The following is a 21,302-nucleotide window of genomic DNA, read 5'->3' as shown; positions in this document are numbered from 1 at the left end:
GTCATGATGCCTACACCAGTCAGGCTATTTCATATTACGGCTATTGATAATTTGGCGGCTATTTGTCGGCAAGGGGCTTTAGTTAGCAAGAATGCGCTGTGTGCCAAGAGGCTGGCTTATCAAAATATTGCCCATCTGGGTGCGCAAACAACCCGGTCAGTAAAGCCTGTGCCTAATCCACCGGGTGGTTCTGTCCATGATTATGTGCCATTTTATTTTGCGCCGCGTTCGCCCATGCTGTCGGCTCTACACAACGGCAATGTGGCAGGGTGTTTGTATAAACAAGATGACATTTTACATTTTGAAACGACGGTAGAGCGGGCTACGGCGAGTAATTCGGCCTTTGTGTTTTATGACCGCAACGCCACCAAACCCTATAGTCTTGCTTTTACGGATTTAGCGGAATTGGCGACACAAGTTGCTTGGGATTTGCTTACTGAAGCACCCCGCTTAGATGGTTTTTGTAAATATTTCTTTGATAATCCTACGGCGGAAAAATATCTAGGACGTATGGAGCGCAGACAGGCCGAGTTTTTGTTAAAACATCGTGTCCATTTGTCTGTTATGACCCGTATCGGCGTGGCTAATAAGGTCAAGGCCGATGTTGTACGCAACATATTGGCGGAGACAGGTGTTGCTTTATCGGTAGAAGTCAAAACCGATTGGTATTTTTAGAGGCAAAAATATGGCGATTATTCTCACGCAAGGCGATTTGTTGGCTCGAACTGATGTTGACGCTATCGTTAACACGGTGAATTGTGTAGGCGTGATGGGCAAAGGCATTGCTTTGCAATTTAAGAAAAAATGGCCGGCCAATTTTCGGGTCTATGCCACTGCCTGTAAAACAGGGCAAGTTAAGATAGGCCAAATGTTGGTTTATCAGACGGGAGCCTTAGCGACACCGCACTATATTATTAATTTTCCGACTAAGGAACATTGGCGGTCGCCATCGCGCATCGAATTTATTCAAGCAGGATTGCTTGATTTGGTTCGGCAGGTAACAGAGTTAGGAATTCGCTCTATTGCTATTCCGCCTTTGGGGAGTGGCAATGGTGGTTTAGAGTGGCGACAGGTAAAGCCGTTGATTGAGCAAGCGTTTGCCGATAGTTCTGTGCGGGTGTTGTTATTTACGCCGACCGACACACTGAAAGCAAGTGATTTGACTGTTAATAGTCCGCGCCCCAAAATGACCGCTGGCAGGGCAGCCATCCTGAAGGTTTTGGATATTTATCGTGAGCCGAACTACGGCTTGTCGAAAATTGAAGTGCAGAAACTTGCTTATTTTTTGCAAGAATCTGGTGAGGATTTACGGTTACAATTTGTTAAACATCAGTATGGTCCGTATGCAGACGCGCTACGTCACGCTTTGGATAGAATGGATGGGCATTTTATCCGAGGCTTAGGGGATGGTAGGGTGGCGGCGGAAATCGCCCCCGACGAGGCAGCTCTTGACGAGGCGGCGTTATTTATCGGGCAATCGCAAAATCAGGCGTTGTCTTTACATATCGCCAAGGTTACTGAGTTGATTGAGGGCTTTCAGTCGCCTTTTGGTATGGAGTTATTGGCGACGGTGCATTGGGTGGCGACCCGCGAACAGGCCGATGATTTGCCGAAAGTAACCGCAGCGGTGCAAGGGTGGAATGACCGTAAACGCCGTTTGTTGCAACCTGCGCATATTGAGGTCGCTTGGCGGCATTTGGTGGATTTGGGATGGGTTGAGCCGTTACAGGCTCACTATTAGGCAAGCCGTAACTCAAGCGATAGGGGTAATCATTGGAAAAAAGATACCAAATTTTTGTCAGTTCCACTTATGCGGATTTGCAGGATGAACGCAAAAAAGTCATCCAAACTTTATTGCAATTGGATTGTATTCCGGCGGGTATGGAGCTGTTTCCCGCTGCCGATGAAGACCAATTTGAGTTTATTAAACGTATTATCGATGATTGCGATTATTATCTATTAATTATCGGTGGTAGGTACGGTACTTTAACTGCCAAAGGGATTAGTTATACCGAACAAGAATATGAATATGCGCTGGAGCGTCAGTTAAAGGTTATTGCCCTGTTACACAAAAATCCAGATCAATTACCACTTGCTAAATCTGAGCAAAAGCCAAAGCTTCGCGCTCAATTAAATGCTTTTCGAAAAAAAGTTTCTAAAGGAAGATTGGTCGAATTCTGGCAGAATGAAGAGGAGTTACCTGGGATTGTGGCGTTAAGCTTGCCAAAAACGATAAAAATGTTTCCGGCAGTGGGTTGGGTTAGGGCTAATAAAGTATCCAGTGAAGAGTTGTTGACTGAGATTAATGAGCTGCGCAAACAGAATCAGGAAATGAGCAAAGCTTTATCGGAAATCGAGCCAAGCATTTTTACGAGCAGTGAAGAAAAAGATTTCTCGTATATTTATAGCCAGCTTAATCGCTTTGAAAATATAAGTATAGATATAAGTGTGCGAAATAATGCACATGAAGAAACTAAAAAATATTCTATTAACCTGGCATCATTGATCTCGTTTGTTTCTACATCAGAGAAATATGATTGGTATAGGCTTTCTGCAATTATTTTAGGTAATATTCCATTTGATAAATCCAAAGATAAAATATATTCAGTAGAAAAGCTTGATACGCTAGAAAATGAGTTACTAATGTATGGTTTGCTTATAAAAAGTTATAGTCCTCCTTATGTCACTACTATGGCCTCTACGAATATGGTACGCGGAGATAATTACCATTTGATTTTTTCCGAAAAGTTTGAACGTTATAGATATTGGTTAGTAGTAAATGGCAATATATCAAAACATATTGATATTATAAGCAATGATTCATAGTTCATGGGTCGTTAAAAGGTGTTTTATAAATTAATATATTAACGATAGCTTATAATTCTATTAACGGTTATTCCCGTATAATCTACTTTTCTAAAACAAACAATGTTCACAGGCATCATTCTAGCCATAGGCAAAATTTCCGCTATCCAACGTAAGGCGGGCGATTTCCGTTTGCAAATCGATACGGGTAAGCTGCCGCTTCAAGACGTGCAGTTGGGTGATAGTATTGCCGTTAACGGCGTGTGCCTGACGGCGGTGGAGTTGGGGGCGCGGCATTTTTGTGCCGATGTTTCTAACGAAACTTGGGAGCGGACGACGCTGAGCCAAGCGGCGGTAGGTACGGCGGTTAATTTGGAATTGGCGTTAACACCATCCACGCGCATGGGCGGGCATATTGTCAGCGGCCATGTGGACGGCATCGGCAAGGTGGTTGGCAGGCGGCAGGATGGGCGTTCGCAGCGTTTTACCGTGCAAGTGCCTGATGGCTTGGCGAAGTATATCGCCGAAAAAGGTTCCATTTGCATCAACGGCATCAGTTTGACGGTCAACGAAGTCAACGGTGCGTTGTTTGGGGTTAATATCGTCCCGCATACCTTGCAGGAAACCACGCTGGAGACCGCGGTGGTGGGGACGGCAGTGAATCTGGAAGTGGATATTCTGGCGCGGTATATGGAGCGGCTGATGCGTGGCGAGGCGGCGGCGCAGCCGTACGGCGGCGTTACCGAAGATTTATTGAAAAAAAGCGGCTTTTTCGGTTGACCTTGGCGGGTACGGTTTGCCGTCGGGGCTTTATGGCACGGTAGCGGAGGTTCCGCTCTTAGACCTAGCAGGTCTCACTCTCAATTAGGCAACAATGAACACTATCGAAGAAATTATCGCCGATTTACGGCAGGGTAAAATGGTCATTATCATGGATGATGAAGACCGCGAGAATGAAGGCGATTTGGTGATGGCGGCTGCCTTTACCCGCCCGGAAGATGTCAATTTTATGGCCCGTTATGGGCGTGGGCTGATTTGCCTGACCTTAACGCCTGAGCGTTGCCAGCAATTGCGCTTGCCGTTGATGGTCAATGAAAATAAAACCCCGCATTCGACTAATTTCACCGTGTCGATAGAAGCGGCCACGGGGGTGACGACGGGTATTTCCGCCGCCGACCGGGCGCGGACTATCCAGTGTGCGGTCGCCCATAGTGCCAAACCGGATGATTTGGTGCAGCCGGGGCATATTTTTCCGCTGATGGCGAAATCCGGCGGTGTGCTCAACCGTGCCGGACATACCGAGGCGGGTTGTGATCTGGCGCGGTTGGCGGGGGTGGAAGCGGCGGCGGTGATTGTCGAGATTTTGAATGAAGACGGTTCTATGGCGCGATTGCCGGATTTGCAGGCGTTCGCCCAGCAGCATGGGCTGAAAATCGGCACTATCGCCGATTTGATCCATTACCGTATCCAACATGAAAACACGTTGGAGCGGATTAGCGAATGCGCTTATCCTACTGAGTTTGGCGAGTTCCGTCTGTATGCCTATCAAGACTGTAATGACGATAATGTGCATTTGGCTTTGGTGATGGGGCAGGTGTCGGGTGACGAGCCGGTGCTGGTGCGGGTTCATGCCCGGAATCTGTTGGATGACGTGTTTTCGTCCAAACGTAGCGACTGTAATATGCCTGTCCGTTTGGCTATGCAAAAGATTGCCGAAGAAGGCCGTGGCGTGTTGGTGATTATCCGCCAAAGCGAAAATAATAAGGCCTTAGCGGAGCTGATCCACAGTTACCAATTAGAAGATAATGGCATTGCCCATGCCGGGCAGGCCGTTGATCCCGATTGGCGCACCACAGGCACAGGGGCGCGGATTTTGGCGGATTTGGGGGTGCATAAGTTGAAGGTGCTGGGAACCCAGAAAAAATATATCGCCCTATCGGGGTTTGATTTGGAAGTCGCCGAGCATGTCGGTTGAAGTTTATTAAGTAAGGTCAGTAGAGAATATCATGTCAAAAATAAAAACCTATGAAGGGATTTTTTCCGCACAAGGCGGAAAATTTTGTATTGTCGCTTCACGCTTTAACAGCTTTATTGTTGAGCAACTCGAAGCGGGGGCGGTTGACGCGTTGGTGCGTCATGGTGCGGATAAAGACGATATCCATTTAGTCAAAGCCCCTGGGGCGTTTGAATTGCCGATGGTAGTGCAGCGTGTTGCCGCCAGCAAAAAATACGATGCGATTATTGCCGTGGGCGCGGTGATACGCGGCGGCACTCCGCATTTTGAGTATGTGGCGGGCGAGTGTGTGAAGGGTTTGGCGCAGGTGTCTTTGCAATATAATATCCCAGTCAGTTTTGGTGTGTTAACGGTTGATACCATTGAGCAAGCGATAGAACGTGCCGGAACCAAAGCGGGCAATAAAGGTGCGGAAGCGGCGTTGTCTGCTATCGAGATGGTCAGTTTGTTTAAAAATATGGAACTTTAATGAGTCAGGCCCGCACCAACGCGCGTAAGGCAGCGGTACAAGCCTTGTACCAATGGCAAATGACCGGACAAAATCTGAGCTTGATCGAGCGGCAGTTTGGCGAAGAAGATTGGCTGAAAGATGTGCAGAAAAGTTATTTTAAGGAACTGTTCCACGGTGTGCCCGAACATCTTGACACCATAGACCAGGCTTTGGCGGAATTTGTCGACCGTGAAGTGGATTTGATTGATCCGGTGGAGCGGGCGATTTTGCGCATCGGCACTTATGAATTGCTGTTCCGTCTGAATATGCCCTATAAGGTGGTGCTGAACGAAAGCATCAATTTGGCAAAATGTTTCGGCGCGGACGGCAGCCATAAGTATGTGAATGGCATTTTGGATAAGATTGCCCGGCAAAAGCGGGTGGTCGAAATGCAAGCCCAGCAACAAGCCGCGCAATAACGCGTTAACCGGTTCATGGCCTTATCCGAATTTGGTTTGATCCAGCAGTTTTTTACCCGTCAGACGGTTACCCACCGTTCTACGGCCTTGGGTATAGGTGATGACTGCGCGTTGTTGGACATACCCGACGGCTACCAATTGGCGGTCACTGCCGATACCATGGTCGAAAACGTGCATTTTTTTGCTGGGACAGACCCTTATCGCTTAGGCCATAAGCTATTGGCGGTGAATCTGAGTGACCTTGCCAGTATGGGCGCACAGCCCTTGTCGGTGACTTTGGCGTTAACCTTGCCGCGTGTTGACGAGGCTTGGCTGGCGGCGTTCGCCCAAGGTTTTTTGGCTTTGGCGGGGCAGTTTGGGGTAGATTTGATCGGCGGCGACACCACGTCAGGGCCGCTGACCTTAACGGTGCAAGCTATGGGCTTAGTGCCGCGCGGACAGGCGTTGTTGCGCTCTGGCGCTCAAGTCGGCGATGATATTTATTTGAGCGGGGCGTTAGGCGATGCCGGGCTCGGCCTAAAAATCCTCCAAGGCCATGCGTGTTCTGAACCGCAAGCGGCTTTAAATCGCTTTCACTGCCCTGTGCCTAGGGTCGCCACCGGTTTGGCTATCCGGCCTATTGCGACGGCTTGTATCGACCTTTCTGACGGTCTGGCGGGAGATTTAGGGCATATTCTCAGGCTGAGCCGGGTCGGGGCGTGTGTGGATTGGGCGGCCTTGCCTTTATCGGCGGCGGTGCAGGGGTATTGTCAGGCTACGGGCGATTGGCGGATGCCTTTGGTTGCAGGCGATGATTATGAGTTATGTTTTACCGTACCGCCGCAGTTGGCGGCACAAGTACCCGCCGAATGCCGGAAGATTGGTGTGATCGACGCGGGCGCAGGTTTGCGCTTGCGTAAAGACGGGCTTCTCCATTCTATAGACACCAAAGGTTATGAGCATTTTTCTTGAGACGGTCGGCACCAATAAACTCACTCCCAAGCAGATATTAACCGACCCCGTGCTATTTTTGGCATTTGGTTTCGGTTCAGGGCTGGCCAGAAAAGCCCCCGGCACCTTTGGTACTGTTGCCGCCATTCCCTTGTATTGTATGTTTGCACAAACAGAATTGCTGTTGTACAGTATTTTGACTCTGCTGGTGACGGGGGTAGGGGTCTGGTTGTGTGGGGTAGCTGCCGACAAGCTGGGAGAGCATGATTTTGGCGGTATTGTCTGGGACGAGATTGCCGGATACCTGATCACCTTATGGTTGGTGCCATTCAGTTGGGCGGCGGTGTTTTGGGGCTTTGTGCTGTTCCGTATTTTTGATATTGCTAAACCCTGGCCTATCCGTTGGATAGACCGCCATGTCCACGGCGGTTTGGGTATTATGCTCGACGATGTGTTGGCCGGGGTATTTGCGGGTGTCTTATTATGGCTGATGGCGGGGCAGGGCTGGTTAAGTTAAGGCTGTTGGGGGATGCCCCCAACAGCTCATAGTTCGCCTGGTTTTTTTTGTAGGAATCGCTTAAATCGGCAGGTCGTCAACCTTTTCTGCCGCTTCATCAATCGCATCATGTGCGGTATTGCCTACTGTAGGTACGATAGAAACGACCGCGCCGCCGACCCGCATCGGGACGCTGACAAGTTTGGTAAACAAGCAGCCTTGTAACAGGCTGGCCAGAGCGACCAATAACAGCGCATTTTTTACTTTCATGTTGAACTCCTAAGTGTCATAAAACAGCTAATCGAAAACGTACAATAACCTGCTCCGTCTGAAACAGCAACTGTGTTGAACTTTTCCCCTTAACCCTTCTTCTTAAGCCCTTTATTTTTCTGTTCTAGGCCTTCATGAAATCTGCATTGAGCCGTTGCGGCTTTTTAGTTGCCAGTATTATATTATCCGCGTGTAGCTCTTTTGATCCTGCAATGTCTGTGCAGAATGGCCTTTTACCGTTGGCAAAAATCTTCCCTACCGTCAATTTACCGTCATCGGCATTCGCGGCCAGTATTATTGCCTCGCCCTTGCTGGATACCGCTCACGGTAAGCCGCGCCTGATTGTGCCTGCATCCGATGGGGTCGTGGCGATATTGGATGCGGAAACGGGCACGTTATTGTGGCGGTTGCAAATGCCCGCCGATCCTGGCGAGCAAATCCAACTGATTTCTACGCCTGTGATGATAGGCGATAAATTGGTGGTTTCTTATCAATGTTTGCGGCAGGGGGTGCGCACCCGCCACCAATTGGTGGTGGTCGACCTTAAGCGTCAGCGCATTGACGACAGTTTTCCGAGCTTGACCTTTACCGCCGAACAGCCCAGTTCCGACGGTAAGGGTATGGTCAAATTTAATCCGCCGACCGTTTTTTCCCATGCCGAGCTAAAACATATTGATAGGGTCGATAGCCAATACGGCTTGGTCTATGCCGCGTTTGGCAATGCGGGTGATGTGCAGCCTTATCATGGCTGGGTTTTTGAAATCGATATGGATGCTTGGCGGCGGCAGGGCGTGGCGGGAGCGGTTAAAAATGTCTTATTGACCACGCCCGAAGCCGATTGCCCGGTGAAAATGGAATACGGCACGCAGGAAATGATTTGTGGCGGCGGCGTGTGGGTGCCGACCGGGCCGCTGGTGGTCGATAATCAAGGTGATGTCGATTTGTTTATCCCCACAGGTAATGGCCAAGTCGATTTGGTGCGGCATGATTATGCCAATGCTTTGCTGCGGGTTAAACCCGGCTTGCAGTTTGACGCCGCGTGTGATGCCCAGTTGTGCGAGGCCTTTAACCCGAAGCAACCCAGCACCGCTTGTTTGGAGTCTTGTAAAAATCTGTTTATTCCCCGTTTGGCGGCGCATAATGCACCGTTAAAACCGCCTTACCATGAATGTGACGATAAGGATTTTTGGGAGTGTTTGGCGTGGATGGATTATGATTTAGGCGGCAACACGCCGATAAAAGTCAGCCTGCCGAACGGGCAGACCGTGTTGGTGCAAGCGGGTAAGGATGGGGCGGCTTATTTGATTGATGCCGAGCAGTTGGGCAAACAATATGACCGCTTGCAAATCGCCCCTGTGTGCGGTTCGGCAACCGATTTATGTAAGCTGAGCTGGGCGGGGATGATTGTGACCCAGCCTGTGCAAACGGCTGTGGGCGGTGATCCGGTTGTGGTTATCCCGGCCTTCAATGCCGACCAGACCCATTCATCGGGCGTGGTTGCTTTAAAAGTGGTTTTAGTCGATGGCCAGCCCAAACTCAAGCCCTTTTGGACGTTTCCTAAGGCAGGGCAGGCCGAGGCCTTACAGATGTTCAGAAGCCACCCCTCTTTTCCGGCCCTCACCACCCATTTGGGCACTAACGGCGAGGCGATTATCTGGATTGTCGACATCGGCACCCACGGTACGCTGTACGGTATCCGCGCCCAAGACGGGGCGGTGGTCGTTAAACAGACCCTGCAAGGTACTGGCAGGCAATTGTCCATGCCGTTGATTGTCGGGGATATGATTTATCTGTCGTCCAAAATGCCCGATACGGGTAAGGCGATGATCGAGGCCTATCGGATTGGCGGTTAGGTGTGTCTAATTAGACTTTTTACCAAAATAATGCAAAAATCGAGCTTATACGTCACGTTAAATCCTTTATTACGCCAATGCTGATTCGTTTCGGATGCGCCAACTACAAATCCATTTATGGCTATCAAGAATTGCTGTTCACTGCCTCTAGCTTGAAAGACCCGCAGGCTGATGTGCTGAAAAACGTCGGCATCCCTGAGCCTATTTTGCCCAGTATTGGCATTTATGGGGCGAATGCGTCAGGGAAGACGAATATGATTGAGGCCTTGGCGTTTTTAGTGGGTTTTATTAATGATTCTTATACGCAAGCTAAGCCAAATGGCATTAAGCGGCCTATCTTTAAGCTAAATTCCAATGCCAAAGTTGAAGTAAGCGAGTTCGACATAGATTTTATTCTTGCCAATAGGCATTATCATTATGGATTTAAAATTAATGATGAGGCGGTGACAGAAGAATGGTTGTTTGCTTATGCTTATGATAAGCGTAAATCTAGGAAGGTCTTATTTCATAGAAGTATAGCCGAAGAGAATGTCTATAAATTCAGCAGCCATTTAAAAGGTGAAAATAGGCTTATTGCCAAGCTTACTAGGGCGAACAGCTTATATTTGAGTACGGCGGCCCAAAATAATCACGAACTTTTAGCGGCAATTTATAGTTATTTTAGTTCCGATTTCTTCTTTAAATTTGAATCTGCATTGTCCTCGGCAACCATTGTCCAATTGCTTCAGTTTTACGGCACACTGGAGCAAGTTAGTGAATTTATCAAAAACGCTGGGGCTGGAATAAAGGCGATTAGGTTAGAAATAAAAGAGTCTGATAATACGGAGCTTAATTTCTTAAATGATCGGAAGGAGTTATCGCCGGGGCATTCCTTAGATTGGGAAAGTTTTTTTAAAGATGATGACGCAATTGAATTGGTTCATCAAGGTCAAAATGGCGATTTCGTACCGTTTGAGCTAGAAGAGGAAAGCCTTGGCACTAAAGCGATGGTCGCGTTATTAGCCCCTGCATTTAAAGTCTTAAATCAGGGCGGTGTTTTTATTGTCGATGAAATTGAATCTAGCCTGCATGTACTCCTAACGATTCAAATAATCAAGCTGTTTAACCGTAAAGAAACCAACCCCAAAGGGGCGCAGTTGCTCTTCACCACGCATGAAACCCATATTTTGTGCAGCAATATCTTAAGGCGTGACCAAATTTGGTTTTCTGAAAAAGCGCCGGATGGCGTGACCGTCATCGCCCCTTTAACGGATTACCAATTACGCGCAACGGACAATATCCAAAAAGGTTATTTAGAAGGGCGGTTTGGTGCCATTCCGTTCTTGGGGGATATGCAACAGCTTTTCCAAAGCGAAAGCTCTTCCAATGGCTAGAAAAATTCCGTCCTCCAGGTCGACAAGCCGGAAACCAGCCAATAAGTCCCCTAAGTTTTTAATTATCGCGGTCTGCGAAGGCAAAAACACGGAACCGGCATATTTGAAAAGTTTTGCCAGGCATTATGGTAACGGCTTGGTGGAGGTTGAGACGGTAGCCCCGGCCGGTGCGCCCTTAACGATTGTGCAGACCGCTGTCGCCCGAAAAAAGGCGCGTGACGGGCGGAAGAAAACCGATAGTTTTGATAAGCTGTTTGAAGTCTGGGCGGTATTCGATAGGGATGAGCATCCCAATATCCCCCAAGCGCTTGATATGGCCAAAGCCAATAACGTGCAGATAGCCATATCCAATCCCTGCATAGAAATCTGGCCGTTATTGCATTTTGCAGACCATCAAGCCCCTATTCACAGGCATAAGTTGCAACGGGAATTGGCGGAACACATGCCAAGCTATCAGTCGGACGGCAGTAAAATAATTGACTTTGAAGCCATTAAAGATAGGTTTACGGTAGCCAGAACCCGCGCAGAACGGCAATTGGCCGGGCATGAGGCTACGGGCGATCCGTATGGGAACCCGTCAACCACGCTCTATCGGTTATTGGATAAAATTATACAAAATGGCATTGTGCCTAGCTCTGGGGATGGGCATAAAACTACCTGAAAATGGTTTTCTGAACCTAATTTAACCCCTGTGGGAAAAATATAAGCCTATGCGACTTTTGCTAGTAGAAGATGACGAGATACTCGGTGACGGTTTGGTCGCTGGTTTGACGATGGAAGGCTATGCGGTGGATTGGCTGACCAACGGTAAGTTAGCGGACGAGGCACTGAAGCTGAACAGCTATGAGCTGATTGTATTGGATTTAAATCTGCCGGATATGGATGGATTATCGATTCTACGCGCCCTGCGCTCGCGTAAGGACGAAACGCCTGTCATGGTGCTGACGGCCAGGGATACCGTGCCGGACCGCGTGTTGGGGCTGGACAGCGGCGCCGATGATTTTGTCATTAAGCCGTTTGATCTGGACGAAGTCTGTGCCCGGCTCCGCGCGTTGGCGCGGCGCAATGAAGGCCGGAGTGTGCCGACGATTGAATACAAAGGTGTGGTGCTGGACCCGGCGGCGCATCAGGTGACATTCAACAATGAAAAAGTTGAGTTGTCGCAAAAAGAATTCGAGATACTTAATTTTTTAATGGGCAATATCGGGCGGGTGATTTCCCGCGCCCGGTTGGAAGAGAGTTTGTATTCGTGGAATGCCGACATCGAAAGCAATACGGTGGAGGTGCATATCCACCATTTGCGCAAAAAGCTTGATGCCAGCCTGATCCGCACGGTGCGCGGGGTCGGTTACATTATTGACAGCGACACCGGACAATGAATTATTCCTTACGCCAGTTATTGCTGGTCAGTTTGCTGTCGGCGGCGATGCTGATTTGGGGCATTGCCGCCTATGTCAGTTACAAGCAGACCCGCACCGAAGTCGCCAATCTGTTCGATGCCGAGCTGTCGCAATCGGCACGGGTGTTACATGCCTTTGTCGAAAGCTTGTTGCGTGAAGGCTCGTTGTCGAGTTTATGGAGCCAAGGGCAGTTGGATAAAAATCTCCATGATTATGCTTTAAAGCATAAGTTTAAGCGCAAAAACGGTGTGCAGTTATGGGCATGGAATACCGATTTTTTTGCCCAGTCTAACGACAAGCCAAATTTTTCTGTGCAGGGTTTTGATAAGGGGCGTATCGACAGCCAGTTATGGTATGTGTTTGATGATGTCCTGCAAGCCAATGCCTTAGGCCGGGATTATGAGCGCAAAATCGCTTTCCAGCTCTGGTCGAAAAAAGATGGCCTGTTGCTGCGCTCGGAAAGCGCGCCTAAATTCGCTTTTTCTAAAGAGGATGACGGTTTCAGCCAAGCCAATATTGACGGGCAGTTATGGCATGTCTTTAGTATTTCCGATGCGACAGGCCAATATGTGGTGCATGTCGGGCAGAAGGAAGAGATCCGCGCCGAATTGACCGATGAAATTTCCGCGCATACAGCGTTGCAGTTGTTGATAGGCCTGCCGTTTTTGGGCTTGGTGATTTGGTTTATTGTCGGGCATTGTTTAAAGCCTTTGGATAGGCTAGAGCGGTCATTGTCCAAGCGTGAGGCCAGTTATCTTAAGCCTTTGTCCACGCGCAAACTGCCCAATGAGATTTTGCCCGTGGTCTACGAAATTAACAACCTGTTCGCCCAGCTTGAGCAGGCGTTTGAGCATGAGCGGCGTTTTACCTCGGATGCCGCGCATGAGTTGCGGACACCGTTGGCGGGTTTATTGACCCAAGCCCAAGTGGCTTTGCGTACCCATGATGATGATGTCCGCAAGCAGGCCTTAAAGCGCATCGAGCAGGCGGTCAATCGGATGACCTATATGGTGCAACAATTGTTGACCTTTTCGCGGATTGAATCCAGCGCGGAATTTTTGACCCAAGAGCCGACACCTTTAGGGCGTGAGGTGGTGCAGATCGTCGCCGAATTGGAGCCGGAAGCGTATAAAAAAGGCATTTTTATGGAATTTGTCGAGGATAACCCGCCGCCTGTGCAGGTGAATCCGCCGCTGATGGCGATTTTAATCCGTAACATCATTGATAACGCCATTAAGTATACCCCTGCCAAAGGTTCGATCCTGATTAGCTTGGTAGAGAAAGACGGTCAGTTGCTGTTATCGGTGGAAGATTCGGGGCCGGGCATTGCCCCTGACCAGTATGAAAAATCCCTGCAACGCTTCCACCGTTGTACGGAAACGGCGCATACCGCGCCGGGTACGGGCTTGGGGTTCTCGATTGTCGAGCGTATTGCCGCCATCCACAATGCCGATTTGATACTGGGTGTGTCGCAGTTGGGCGGCCTGAAAGTGACTATCGGCTTCCCTTTGCAAAAAGCCGACAGCAACCAATCGTGGCAACGCAAGCTGAGTTTTTTCAAAAGCTTGGCGGAATAGGCCGCAGAGCACTTAAGATAAATACTTTACCGTTCGGCAATGACCGGATTTGCTAAAGTGCCGATACCTTCAATCTCTACGCGCACGGTTTGCCCCGGCTTTAAATAGCCGCGCGGTTTCATTTTTACCCCAACCCCCGCTGGTGTGCCGGTAGCGATCACATCGCCGGGCTCTAGGGTCATGGCCTGCGATAAATAGGCGACCATTTCATAGCAGTTAAACAGCATTTGTCCGGTATTGGCGTTTTGCCGCAACTCGTCGTCCACCCACGTTTTAATTGTCAGATTATGCGGGTCGGGGATTTCGTCGGCGGTGACTAGCCACGGCCCTAATGGCCCGCAAGTGTCGAACGATTTGCCGACCATCATGGTCGGGGCGTGCATTTGCCAATCCCGCACGGAGACATCGTTGGCGACGGTAAAACCGGCAATGACTTCGCGGGCTTTGTCTACGGGGACATGGCGGCAGCGTTGACCGATGACAAAGGCCAGTTCACCCTCGTAATCGAGCTTATCGGATACTTTCGGTTGCTGGATGGCCGTGCCGTGTCCGATGACACAAGTGCTTTGTTTGGTGAAAAAACTGGGATATTCGGGGCGTTCACGGCCTGTCTCGGCAATATGGTCGGCATAGTTAAGGCTGATGGCCAGATATTTTCCTGGTCTTGGCACAGGTGATGCTGGGATAACTTCGTTTAAAGGGATGCGCCTACCCTGACCGCTGATAAGCCATTGTTGCATCGCGGCCATTGCAGTAGTGCCTGCCGCGAGAAAGTCCAACATTTGTGCGGGCAGGTCGGGGCTACCATCACTATCAATGACATAGTTGCCGACGACTGCACCCATTCGGGTGCTATTTTGGTGCGTAAAGGTGACGAGTTTCATGATGGGTTCCTAGTAGCAAAGTTTTTAGTAAAGTGCGGCTATGGGTAAATAGGGTAACTGGTTGATATTTTTAGGTCTTGATGCGTTTTGATGGGCAAAGCTCGGCCACTCTGTGACTTATTTACAATTGACGGTATTGTGTCGGCAATGTTATCGTTTGCTAAACTCTACAAGCACAGGGCGTGGCGGCTCTGCCGATAGGCGGCGGTGGAGACAATATAACAATAAACTATAACGTAAGTACCCCCAGTGAAACAATTGCTGACGGGTTTTTTTAATAACGAGGAATACGAGAAATGAAACCAAATTGGATTGCCCCTTCTATTTTATCCGCCAATTTCGCCAAATTAGGCGAAGAAGTCGATAACGTGTTGGCTGCTGGGGCCGATATTGTCCATTTTGACGTGATGGACAACCATTTCGTCCCTAATTTGACCATCGGGCCTTTAGTGTGTGAAGCATTAAGAAAGCACGGTGTCACTGCACCGATTGACGTGCATTTAATGGTAGAACCTGTTGACCGCATTATCCCTGATTTTGCCAAAGCAGGTGCGAGCATTATTACGTTTCATCCTGAAGCGTCTATACATATTGACCGGACATTGCAATTGATCCATGACAACGGTTGCAAAGCGGGTTTGGTATTTAATCCGGGTACTCCTTTGCATTATCTGGATTACGTTATGGATAAGCTGGACATCATCTTATTGATGTCGGTCAATCCAGGTTTCGGCGGCCAATCGTTTATCCCTTCCGCATTGGACAAATTGCGCCAAGTCAGAAAAATCATCGATGACAGCGGCTTAGACATTCGTTTAGAAATCGACGGTGGAGTCAAAGCCGATAACATCCGTGCCATTAAGGCGGCGGGCGCCGATACTTTTGTGGCCGGTTCGGCGATTTTTAACCAACCGGATTATAAAAAAGTGATTGATGATATGCGGGTGGAATTAGCGTTGGCCGAGTAAGCTGACGGGTATCCGGCAAGGATACGGCAGGCTGTCAGATTCTGAAAATGCCGCCGCAACCTCAATATCGGTTGTGGCGGTGTTTCTTTGGAAAAGTTTTCTAGCTTTATCCCAGTTTGCATAGGGTATCACCCTATTGTCGCTAAAGGCCTGTAATGGCCGACAACTCAGCCGACAGACATGCCAAGCGTTTTAATCGTCATAAATTAGTGGGTTACTGCCTATACCCCTATCATTGCCATCGTGCAAAAATGTTTCTTCTTTCAAAAATGCTCATTTTAAGTTAATCCGCGTGTAGCAATAAAACTACTGTAGATAAGATATTTTTAAGCCGTTCTTTGAGAGGTTATCCCTCCTCTATAAATTTATTGGAAATTCAAAATATGAATGAAAAAACAGCTATCCAAGTATTTGGTGATATTAAGGCCTTGTTTCATGATAATAAGCTTGATGACGCATTAGAGATGGCGGAATTGGCATTACAGTTATTTCCTGATGAAGCGGAAGGGCATTATTTATGCGCGGAAATTTACCGCCAAAAAGGCATTAATAATGACCAAATTCTTGGTTATCTGAGTCGGGCTTATGAGTTGGATTCCCATCGGATTGAGTATATTGGCCGCTTGGCAGAGCGGTGCTTCATGGAAGGCAAGCTTGATCTGGCGATAAGCTATTATCAAGAAATATTAAGCCGCGAGCCTGTGGTTTGGGGCTATATAGGTTTAGGTAACGCTTTAGAGATGAAGGGCGAGTTTAATGTTGCCGCCTTGTATTTTCAACGGGCGGTTGATTTAAACCCGAACCGCTCAGATGCGTTGCTGGCGCGATTGGAAAAAATCCGCCTAAAACAGCTCAATACCCTGATTGTGATAGATGAATATAAGAAACTTATTTCTGATCATTTGGATGACGGGCAGTTATTTGACATCACTAAATTAATCGCCCTTTTGTATGCCGGCATTTGTGAAACGACGGAAGCGGCTTATTTTTACCAAAAAGTGGCGGAGTTATATGAGAGTTTACTCGCTGATTATGGGGTGGAAAATCCGCAAATAATCCATCCGGGGATTACCCAATCGACCCGTGAGGGGCAATACGGCTGTATCCGCTCTGTGAATGAGGAAGGCATCCGTGGCTGGTTTTTCGATATGGCCGCGGAACCAGACGCACCCGTTGCCTTGGATATTTTCTTGGATAATAAAAAATTGGGCACGGTTGTCACCGATACGGTGGATACCTATGTGTCGGCTATCTATGGCGTACCCGTGCGCTGCGAATTCAGCTTAAAATGGAGTGATGTCTGTCTGGACGGACAATTTGATTTCCATGATAAAACCATCAAACACCTGCTGACCTGCCAAGTTTCCGGTACTGACCAGTATTTGTTGGTGATGGCCGACCCCGTTACCCTTGAGTTGTTGGAGGAATGGAGCAAGTACGGTTTTATTGATATGAGCGGGCATATTTCTGACCGCTACGAAAGCACTGCCGTTACCGATACCGCAGAAGGTGAGGAAGATGAGGCGGTTGTTGAGCCAGTGGCTGGGTTGATAGCAGATTATGTCGTCACCAAGATCATCGAATTGGATGATGGCCTGAAATATCAATACGAAAAGATCAAGGACGGTTTTGACATCTCTTATTATCTGACTAAGTATCCCGAAGTCAGAAAGGAGCAAGTTGATCCGATTGCCCATTATCTTACTGTCGGGGCAGCAAAAGGTTTTGATCCGAATTTGGAGTTTGAGTCCAAATATTATTTGGATAACAATCATGATGTTAAGGATAGCGGTGTCAATCCGTTTTATCATTATACGGTTTCAGGGCGTTACGAGGGGCGGCCTTATAAGCCGTACGCTGCGGCTGAAAGAAAAACTCTCGGCACGTTGCAAACATTAGAGAGCCGTGCCAAGCATTGGCTGACCCGTGACCGGAACCCTTTAGTCGGCAAGTCTATCCTTAGCCTTTTGTTGGATAAGTTCTTGACCGACAGCACCAGCATTGTTTTGTCGGTCAGCCATGACAATGCCATGTCGGGTGTGGGCGGCATTCAATTGGCGATTCAGCAAGAACTGGAGCTTTTTAATGCCGAGGGCTATTTGTATATCCATTTATACCCAAAGCAACCCCTGCCGATTCTGGATTTTGCTGAGACGGCGCGGACATTCTATTATGGCATGAGCCTGAATGGCACTTGGGTGGGCTTTGTCAGCAGCGACTGCTTGGTTGAGGTGTTTTCTGACTATAGCGCTAACTATTCGGGTGACAAAGAGTGGCTGATGCTGATCCATTCTTTATTGGGCTGTAATGTCGATTCGTTATTGGCCTTGCACAGCGCCTTTAAATTTAACCAAGCCTATCTGTGGCTGCATGATTATTTTATGATCTGCCCGCAATATACTTTATTGAGAAACGACATTACTTATTGTAATGCGCCTAAAATTGATAAGGCTGGCTGTGAAATATGCGTTTACCATGACGATAGGGTCAAGCATTTGGCGCAGTTTGAAACCTTATTTGGCACAATCCCTTTCTCATTGATTGCCCCTTCAGCGGTCGCCGCGCAAATTTTTGTCGATAAGACGACTTTGCCTTATAAAAATGTGGTCGTTTCCCCGCATCGGTATTTGGAGAAAACGCTGTTGCCGGTTCCAAAAGCGAAAAAACATCCAGAAATTAGGGTGGCTTATTTGGGGCAATTAGTCGGTCATAAAGGCTGGTTTGAGTTTGAAAAATTAGCCGAAACGTTTGGCGCTAGCGGCAAATATAAATTTTATGTATTTGGGGTTAATAATCCTGAGGTAAAGCATATCACCCATCTCAGTGTCCATGTCTCTAACACCGACCCGGATGCCATGATTACGGCATTAAAAGATAATGCGATAGATGTGGTGGTGTTGGGTTCAAAGTGGCCGGAAACGTTTTGTTTTACTGCCCACGAAGCGTTGGTTTCAGGGGCGGCGTTGGTCGCGCACAAAGATAGCGGCAATGTGGTGGCGTTGATTCAGCAATATGAGTGCGGCCAGATATACGACAATATCCAGCAATTGGTGGCTATGTTTTCGGGTGGGGCTGTCGACCAGTTGCTTGAGGCCTCCAAAGCCTATACCTATACCTTAAAGCCTGGCGTTATGTCAGCGTGTGTTCTTGAAAACGTTAATTGATTGAGGTGCCCAGTGAGCGATGTCCATGTCTATACCAGTTGCAACTATTATTATCTTGATCGTGCCAAAGTGCTGGCGACCAGCTTAAAAAGGCATAATCCCGATTATACGTTTTGGTTGCTGCTAACCGATTATCCTGATGAAGTCTATAGCCACGATTGGAGTGCCGAGCCGTTTGATAAGGTGTTTTGGAGTACCGACCTGCCGGTACAAAACGTTAACCAATGGATGTTTAAGCATGATGTGGTGGAGTTGTGTACGGCGGTAAAGGGGCCGTTTTTAGAATATTTGCTGGCCCAAGGCTGCGAAAAAGTCATTTATTTAGACCCTGACATCGCTGTTTTTGATAGCCTTGGTTCTATCGAAAGGTTGCTCGATACTTACAGCATTGTCCTGACTCCGCACCAGTTGGAACCGGAAAGCAAACATGAGGTGTTTGCCATCCAAGATAACGAGTTGTGTTCATCGTTGCATGGCGTTTTTAACTTGGGCTTTGTGGCCGTTAAAAATAACAAGCAAGGCAACCAATTTGCGACGTGGTGGAGTGACCGCCTACAAGCGTTTTGTTTCGACGAGAAAGACAAGGGGATTTTTGTTGACCAAAAATTGTGCGACCTAGCTCCCTGTTATTTCAGCGAACTGTATATTCTGCGGGATTATGGCTGTAATGTCGCCAGTTGGAACTTAGGCCATAGAAAAATTAAAATCACCGATGAGGGTACTATTTTAGTTAAGAATGATACGCTGAAGTTTTATCATTTTACCAAATTAGGGCCAATTGGTGACATAATGACGGAGCGCTATGCGAAGGATAATGTCGAGGTCTATGAGTTGTGGGCCTGGTATAAGCGCAAGGTTATCGAGTTTAAAGATGAGCGGTTGCCCAAAACGTGGTATTACGGCTACTATGCGAATGGCGAGAAAGTGACCAACGAGGCTCGTATCCTCTATCGCCATAGAAAAGATTTACAAAATTATTTTACCGACCCTTATTCTACCGAAAAAGACGGCGGATATTATCAGTGGTTTTTGGTGAATGCATAACTTTATCCTCAGATGCTATGCTGGTAAGCTGGCCGTTGGCTAAAGCTAAAGCCATTTTACATTCCAGTTAAGCAAATTTAATTCAGTAAGATTTGATTTATTTATTGGTTTATTGGTTTATTGGTTTATTGGTTTATTGGTATGCGTTTGCCCTAATAGCGGGTTTTGTTAGCCTTCGCCGATAATGGCTGCATCTGCACAATCATCGGCTTATTTATTTACCGGATTAATCAATGAGCAACTTTTGGCTTTTGGAATATCAAACAAACATTAAAATTGAAGATTATAATGTTGATTCTGTTGCATTTTCTATCGACACTCCAAGGAATGGCGAACTTTTTTCAAATCACATGGTTGAAATAGCTGGCTGGGTTGTTAGCTTGCATGAAGGTTTTTCTGTCAAAAGTCTAGTATTTATCATTGGCGACCGGGGGTTTTATGAGGTCACTGAGTTTTTTCCACGCCCTGATGTGAGGAAAGCTATTCATGCTACCGAAGATAAAGTTGTCGAACTGACTTGTGGTTTTTTGGCTTCAGTTCCTGCTTACCTTACAAATGAACAATCGCCTTTGCTATTGATGGCTGTCGTTTCAGATGGTGTTGAGGAGTATTCGATAGACTTATGTAAACTGATCTTTAACAGTTCTCGCAAGGAATTGATAGGTAAGTTGGATTTTACTCCTGTCGTGGTTACTAGCACGGGACGGAGCGGTAGTACGATATTGTGCAGGGCATTGACCCGGCATCCTGCCGCAGCGGTGTCTAATGTTTTAGATAATCCTGGGGAAATGCGCTTTATTGAGCATTTCTTAATGAACTGCCTTATCCAGACCGGACAGTGTCCTAGCACCGATCTAAATAAAGGTAGCCTTTACAGCAGCTTGGAATATTTGGAGCGGCCACCGTTCTTAGCACCTAGCCTATTTAAAAAGGCGGAGGATAGCCGATTGAAAGGCTATATTTGCCATACTTATCCCAAGGTTTACCAAGAAGGTCAGTTTAGACTCTTGGCCAATTATTTTGAAGCTTGCTATACCAGTGAAGATAAGCCTGCACCGACCCATTTGGTGGAAAAGTCTTGGGATCCTATCGGCATTTATCTAGGGCATTTGATGATTGAGGGCTTTAAGGAAATTATTCTGATTAGGAATTTTAGCGATTATCTTAGTTCTAGGATTAAGTTCCTGAAAAAAATTCATCAGACAGATTCATTAGAGAATGAAATCGAATTATACGCGCTTAGGATCGCCAATTTTGTCAGATCCATAAAATCTCGTGGTAACTGTGCTTTAGTTATTAGGTTCGAAGACTTGGTTTCTGGTGACGAGTTGGTGATAGGCAGAATTTTAGATTTTGTTGGTCTTGAGAATAATCCTGACATATTAAAAAGCATTTCATCGGTCATTTTAGAGCGGGATACCGTTTTTGAACAGCACGTTACCCAAGATGAACAGCTCGATTCTGCCGAAAAAGATTTAGTGGGGCGGATTATTGATAAGTTTTCTGCCAAATTTGGCGTTCTTGGGTTGCCTGTAGAATAGTTTGCTTAACTTAAGGTTCGAAGTATTAGGTTGTGCGCTGTAGTTGCTAAAGCGGTCAATGTTTAAAATTTCCC

General features: G+C 47.5%; 20 protein-coding genes. 18 read left to right on the top strand and 2 right to left on the bottom strand.

What is annotated here, in order from left to right; genetic code table 11:
* Nucleotides 1-3: 3 nt before the first annotated feature.
* The 9 genes from darT (at nucleotide 4) to CEK71_RS00810 (ending at nucleotide 7,175) form a co-directional block, all read left to right on the top strand.
* Complete coding sequence (darT, locus tag CEK71_RS00850) at nucleotides 4-675, top strand: type II toxin-antitoxin system toxin DNA ADP-ribosyl transferase DarT (RefSeq protein WP_088617610.1); 672 nt, start codon at nucleotides 4-6, stop codon at nucleotides 673-675.
* 10 nt (nucleotides 676-685) lie between these two features.
* Nucleotides 686-1,741, top strand: coding sequence for a type II toxin-antitoxin system antitoxin DNA ADP-ribosyl glycohydrolase DarG (gene darG / locus CEK71_RS00845; RefSeq protein ID WP_088617609.1), 1,056 nt, complete (start codon nucleotides 686-688; stop codon nucleotides 1,739-1,741).
* 32 nt (nucleotides 1,742-1,773) lie between these two features.
* The gene (locus CEK71_RS00840; protein ID WP_088617608.1) at nucleotides 1,774-2,826 is read left to right on the top strand and encodes a DUF4062 domain-containing protein; all 1,053 of its coding nucleotides are present in this window, start codon (nucleotides 1,774-1,776) and stop codon (nucleotides 2,824-2,826) included.
* A gap of 102 nt (nucleotides 2,827-2,928) precedes the next feature.
* Nucleotides 2,929-3,585, top strand: coding sequence for a riboflavin synthase (locus tag CEK71_RS00835; protein ID WP_088617607.1), 657 nt, complete (start codon nucleotides 2,929-2,931; stop codon nucleotides 3,583-3,585).
* A 94-nt stretch (nucleotides 3,586-3,679) separates the two neighbouring features.
* Nucleotides 3,680-4,780, top strand: a complete 1,101-nt coding sequence (ribBA, locus tag CEK71_RS00830) for a bifunctional 3,4-dihydroxy-2-butanone-4-phosphate synthase/GTP cyclohydrolase II (protein WP_088617606.1) — start codon at nucleotides 3,680-3,682, stop codon at nucleotides 4,778-4,780.
* Between the two features lie 31 nt (nucleotides 4,781-4,811).
* Complete coding sequence (gene ribH, locus CEK71_RS00825) at nucleotides 4,812-5,288, top strand: 6,7-dimethyl-8-ribityllumazine synthase (RefSeq protein WP_088617605.1); 477 nt, start codon at nucleotides 4,812-4,814, stop codon at nucleotides 5,286-5,288.
* Nucleotides 5,288-5,728, top strand: coding sequence for a transcription antitermination factor NusB (gene nusB, locus CEK71_RS00820; protein ID WP_088617604.1), 441 nt, complete (start codon nucleotides 5,288-5,290; stop codon nucleotides 5,726-5,728). Before ribH ends, nusB begins: the two co-directional genes overlap by 1 nt.
* Nucleotides 5,729-5,743: 15 nt before the next feature.
* Nucleotides 5,744-6,679 carry a thiamine-phosphate kinase gene (gene thiL, locus CEK71_RS00815; protein ID WP_088617603.1) on the top strand — a complete coding sequence of 312 codons (936 nt, stop codon included), beginning with the start codon at nucleotides 5,744-5,746 and terminating at the stop codon, nucleotides 6,677-6,679.
* A complete protein-coding gene (locus CEK71_RS00810; protein WP_088617602.1) occupies nucleotides 6,663-7,175 on the top strand; it encodes a phosphatidylglycerophosphatase A family protein in 513 nt (170 codons plus the stop codon). Before thiL ends, CEK71_RS00810 begins: the two co-directional genes overlap by 17 nt.
* A 60-nt stretch (nucleotides 7,176-7,235) precedes the next feature.
* Here the strand turns inward: CEK71_RS00810 and CEK71_RS00805 are convergent, their stop codons facing one another.
* Nucleotides 7,236-7,424, bottom strand: a complete 189-nt coding sequence (locus tag CEK71_RS00805) for a DUF6726 family protein (protein ID WP_088617601.1) — start codon at nucleotides 7,422-7,424, stop codon at nucleotides 7,236-7,238.
* A 212-nt stretch (nucleotides 7,425-7,636) separates the two neighbouring features.
* Here CEK71_RS00805 and CEK71_RS00800 point away from each other — a divergent pair, with 212 nt between their 5' ends.
* From CEK71_RS00800 to CEK71_RS00780, 5 genes are all read left to right on the top strand, one after another.
* The gene (locus CEK71_RS00800; RefSeq protein WP_232463728.1) at nucleotides 7,637-9,277 is read left to right on the top strand and encodes a PQQ-like beta-propeller repeat protein; all 1,641 of its coding nucleotides are present in this window, start codon (nucleotides 7,637-7,639) and stop codon (nucleotides 9,275-9,277) included.
* A 77-nt stretch (nucleotides 9,278-9,354) separates the two neighbouring features.
* A complete protein-coding gene (locus CEK71_RS00795; RefSeq protein WP_088617599.1) occupies nucleotides 9,355-10,650 on the top strand; it encodes an AAA family ATPase in 1,296 nt (431 codons plus the stop codon).
* Nucleotides 10,643-11,311: an RloB family protein gene (locus CEK71_RS00790; RefSeq protein WP_088617598.1), complete on the top strand. Its 669-nt coding sequence runs from the start codon at nucleotides 10,643-10,645 to the stop codon at nucleotides 11,309-11,311. The genes CEK71_RS00795 and CEK71_RS00790 overlap by 8 nt, the downstream gene beginning before the upstream one ends.
* A gap of 49 nt (nucleotides 11,312-11,360) precedes the next feature.
* The gene (locus tag CEK71_RS00785) at nucleotides 11,361-12,029 is read left to right on the top strand and encodes a response regulator (RefSeq protein WP_088617597.1); all 669 of its coding nucleotides are present in this window, start codon (nucleotides 11,361-11,363) and stop codon (nucleotides 12,027-12,029) included.
* Nucleotides 12,026-13,627: an ATP-binding protein gene (locus CEK71_RS00780; RefSeq protein ID WP_088617596.1), complete on the top strand. Its 1,602-nt coding sequence runs from the start codon at nucleotides 12,026-12,028 to the stop codon at nucleotides 13,625-13,627. The genes CEK71_RS00785 and CEK71_RS00780 overlap by 4 nt, the downstream gene beginning before the upstream one ends.
* Before the next feature lie 26 nt (nucleotides 13,628-13,653).
* Here CEK71_RS00780 and CEK71_RS00775 read toward each other — a convergent pair whose 3' ends face one another.
* Nucleotides 13,654-14,511, bottom strand: coding sequence for a fumarylacetoacetate hydrolase family protein (locus tag CEK71_RS00775; RefSeq protein WP_088617595.1), 858 nt, complete (start codon nucleotides 14,509-14,511; stop codon nucleotides 13,654-13,656).
* A 296-nt stretch (nucleotides 14,512-14,807) separates the two neighbouring features.
* Between CEK71_RS00775 and rpe the strand changes: the two genes are divergently transcribed.
* The 4 genes from rpe to CEK71_RS00755 all read left to right on the top strand — a co-directional run bounded on the left by rpe (nucleotide 14,808) and on the right by CEK71_RS00755 (nucleotide 21,228).
* On the top strand, nucleotides 14,808-15,479 hold the full coding sequence (gene rpe / locus CEK71_RS00770; RefSeq protein ID WP_088617594.1) for a ribulose-phosphate 3-epimerase: 672 nt from the start codon (nucleotides 14,808-14,810) through the stop codon (nucleotides 15,477-15,479).
* 383 nt (nucleotides 15,480-15,862) lie between these two features.
* On the top strand, nucleotides 15,863-18,643 hold the full coding sequence (locus CEK71_RS00765) for a tetratricopeptide repeat protein (protein ID WP_088617593.1): 2,781 nt from the start codon (nucleotides 15,863-15,865) through the stop codon (nucleotides 18,641-18,643).
* A gap of 12 nt (nucleotides 18,644-18,655) precedes the next feature.
* The gene (locus tag CEK71_RS00760) at nucleotides 18,656-19,687 is read left to right on the top strand and encodes a hypothetical protein (RefSeq protein ID WP_088617592.1); all 1,032 of its coding nucleotides are present in this window, start codon (nucleotides 18,656-18,658) and stop codon (nucleotides 19,685-19,687) included.
* Between the two features lie 233 nt (nucleotides 19,688-19,920).
* Nucleotides 19,921-21,228 carry a sulfotransferase gene (locus tag CEK71_RS00755; protein ID WP_088617591.1) on the top strand — a complete coding sequence of 436 codons (1,308 nt, stop codon included), beginning with the start codon at nucleotides 19,921-19,923 and terminating at the stop codon, nucleotides 21,226-21,228.
* The last annotated feature ends 74 nt before the right edge of the window (nucleotides 21,229-21,302 follow it).

This window comes from Methylovulum psychrotolerans, assembly GCF_002209385.1.
GTDB classification, from domain to species: domain Bacteria; phylum Pseudomonadota; class Gammaproteobacteria; order Methylococcales; family Methylomonadaceae; genus Methylovulum; species Methylovulum psychrotolerans.
Note: the sequence above shows the minus strand (reverse complement) of the source record. Positions and strands in the feature narration are given on the sequence as shown.

Excerpts from the sequence above, each read along its gene's own strand:
- rpe (WP_088617594.1), top strand. The coding sequence starts at position 14,808 with ATGAAACCAAATTGGATTGCCCCTTCTATTTTATCCGCCAATTTCGCC.
- nusB (WP_088617604.1), top strand. The coding sequence starts at position 5,288 with ATGAGTCAGGCCCGCACCAACGCGCGTAAGGCAGCGGTACAAGCCTTG.
- ribBA (WP_088617606.1), top strand. The coding sequence starts at position 3,680 with ATGAACACTATCGAAGAAATTATCGCCGATTTACGGCAGGGTAAAATG.
- CEK71_RS00800 (WP_232463728.1), top strand. The coding sequence starts at position 7,637 with ATGTCTGTGCAGAATGGCCTTTTACCGTTGGCAAAAATCTTCCCTACC.
- CEK71_RS00780 (WP_088617596.1), top strand. The coding sequence starts at position 12,026 with ATGAATTATTCCTTACGCCAGTTATTGCTGGTCAGTTTGCTGTCGGCG.
- CEK71_RS00810 (WP_088617602.1), top strand. The coding sequence starts at position 6,663 with ATGAGCATTTTTCTTGAGACGGTCGGCACCAATAAACTCACTCCCAAG.
- darG (WP_088617609.1), top strand. The coding sequence starts at position 686 with ATGGCGATTATTCTCACGCAAGGCGATTTGTTGGCTCGAACTGATGTT.
- CEK71_RS00765 (WP_088617593.1), top strand. The coding sequence starts at position 15,863 with ATGAATGAAAAAACAGCTATCCAAGTATTTGGTGATATTAAGGCCTTG.
- thiL (WP_088617603.1), top strand. The coding sequence starts at position 5,744 with ATGGCCTTATCCGAATTTGGTTTGATCCAGCAGTTTTTTACCCGTCAG.
- CEK71_RS00785 (WP_088617597.1), top strand. The coding sequence starts at position 11,361 with ATGCGACTTTTGCTAGTAGAAGATGACGAGATACTCGGTGACGGTTTG.
- CEK71_RS00805 (WP_088617601.1), bottom strand. The coding sequence starts at position 7,424 with ATGAAAGTAAAAAATGCGCTGTTATTGGTCGCTCTGGCCAGCCTGTTA.
- CEK71_RS00790 (WP_088617598.1), top strand. The coding sequence starts at position 10,643 with ATGGCTAGAAAAATTCCGTCCTCCAGGTCGACAAGCCGGAAACCAGCC.
- ribH (WP_088617605.1), top strand. The coding sequence starts at position 4,812 with ATGTCAAAAATAAAAACCTATGAAGGGATTTTTTCCGCACAAGGCGGA.
- darT (WP_088617610.1), top strand. The coding sequence starts at position 4 with ATGATGCCTACACCAGTCAGGCTATTTCATATTACGGCTATTGATAAT.
- CEK71_RS00795 (WP_088617599.1), top strand. The coding sequence starts at position 9,355 with ATGCTGATTCGTTTCGGATGCGCCAACTACAAATCCATTTATGGCTAT.
- CEK71_RS00775 (WP_088617595.1), bottom strand. The coding sequence starts at position 14,511 with ATGAAACTCGTCACCTTTACGCACCAAAATAGCACCCGAATGGGTGCA.
- CEK71_RS00835 (WP_088617607.1), top strand. The coding sequence starts at position 2,929 with ATGTTCACAGGCATCATTCTAGCCATAGGCAAAATTTCCGCTATCCAA.
- CEK71_RS00755 (WP_088617591.1), top strand. The coding sequence starts at position 19,921 with ATGAGCAACTTTTGGCTTTTGGAATATCAAACAAACATTAAAATTGAA.